Origin of the sequence: Flavobacterium sp., from assembly GCF_049590715.1 — a bacterium.
Classification (GTDB): domain Bacteria; phylum Bacteroidota; class Bacteroidia; order Flavobacteriales; family Flavobacteriaceae; genus Flavobacterium.
The window spans coordinates 1-1,673 of the sequence record NZ_JBAWDL010000140.1 but is presented as its reverse complement, the minus strand read 5'-3'; the positions used below and the strand labels follow the sequence as shown (position 1 = coordinate 1,673).

Sequence of the window (1,673 nt, the reverse complement as noted above, 5' to 3'; positions counted from 1 at the left end):
GTTTGAATTTTATCCAGTCGAAAAGTTCCTCTTTCAATATGATCTGCAATTCTTCCAGGTGTTCCTATTAAAACTGCTGGTGGGTTACTTAAGTTTTTGATCTCCGTATCAATCGAATGCCCACCGTAACAAACATTAATTTTGTAATCAGTTCCCATTTTTTTCCAAACCTGCTCAATTTGAAGCCCTAATTCTCGAGAAGGAACTAAAATCAAACATTGAACGGATAGAAATTCAGGATTTAATAATTCTAAAACTGGCAACAAAAAAGCTAATGTTTTTCCAGAACCTGTAGGCGATAACAACAAAATATTATTATCATGTAAAATAGCATCTTGTGCTACTTCTTGCATTTCGTTTAAGTTCTCAATTCCTAAATTCTTAAGTATATTTTGGGGAAGGTGTTTTGGATTCATTTTTATAATTTGTGCAAAGGTAGTTTTTTTAAAATTATGATAGTTACTACAATTTATCCAACTTATTCCAAACACAAATGCTATATAACCCATATTATTGCTCCTCAGCCCTATCCAATAAGAGGGAAGTGATTGGGTTAAATTATATATTAGTTTGATATCAGTATCAATATCTCCAAAGTGTCCCCGAAATAAAACATCAAAAAAAAACTGTCAAGACTTCTTTAAAAGAAAGTCTTGACAGTAAAAAAAAGGTTTTAATATAATAAGGTTTGTCAATTATGCATTGTTCACTCCTTTATTAATCTTAGTTTTAGAATCCGTATACTACCCCTACAGCAAACTGTGAAGCTGATTTAGTATCGTTAACTACACTTCCTGATTTCATAAAAATATCTTCAGAACCATTATCTAATCTAAATTCTGGAATGATTGTCAATGCTCCAGCTTTTAAGTTAGCTGATAAAGTCAAAGCAGTTACTGATACATCACCAGAATTTTCTTTGAATTTAAAATACTCACCACGTAAACCTAAATCAAAGTTTTCAGTTACTGCAACCGCTGGATATAAAGCTACACCTGTGTACCCAACTTTGTCTCCATTTGAAAAATCAGCAGTGTTTAATCCTAAAGAGAATTTTTCTGATAATTGAAAAGCAGCTGTTAAGTCAATAATAGTTCCACTTTCAGAACCATCCATAAAGTTAATGTAAGCACTTACACCCTCTGCTGGAGTTATTGATAATTGTGCTCCAACAGCATTTAATCCTTTAATTGGATCTGCTTTGTATGAATTCCATTGGTCATTAAACAAACCTACCATCAAACCAACTTTGTCAGAGAAAGCATAGTTCGCTTTTACTCCTGCATTTTGGAATGGTCCGTTTGTAAACAAATAAGATGTAGAATAATGGAAGTTAGCCAATGGCGAAATTACTTCATATCCTACAAATGTTCCCATATAACCTGCTGTAAAGCTTAATTTATCTGTTGCTGCATAAGTAGCATACAAGTTTTGAATATGGAATGAGTTAAATCCGTTCCCTTCATCATAAGTATTATCAGAATTTGGAAGAGATTGAAATTGTCCTCTTGGACCGAAAGAAACCTCACCTACGAAAGATGTTTTACCTGTAGTTTTCTTTAAAGCAATGTCAATCATTCCTAAAGAGATTGAGTTGTGATCTGTTGCAAAACTTGTTGGAATGTTTTCACCTTTAGCAAAGTCATACTTGTAATAAAGATCGGCAGATCCAG

2 protein-coding genes are annotated in these 1,673 nt (G+C 32.9%); both read right to left on the bottom strand.

Features of this window, described 5'->3' with window-relative positions:
- On the bottom strand, positions 1-416 hold a 416-nt coding region (locus tag WBQ70_RS06535; RefSeq protein ID WP_423911969.1), incomplete at its 3' end, for a DEAD/DEAH box helicase family protein.
- Positions 417-729: 313 nt separating this feature from the next.
- Positions 730-1,673, bottom strand: a 944-nt coding sequence (locus WBQ70_RS06530; protein WP_423911967.1) for a porin, incomplete at its 5' end; no start/stop codon positions are given.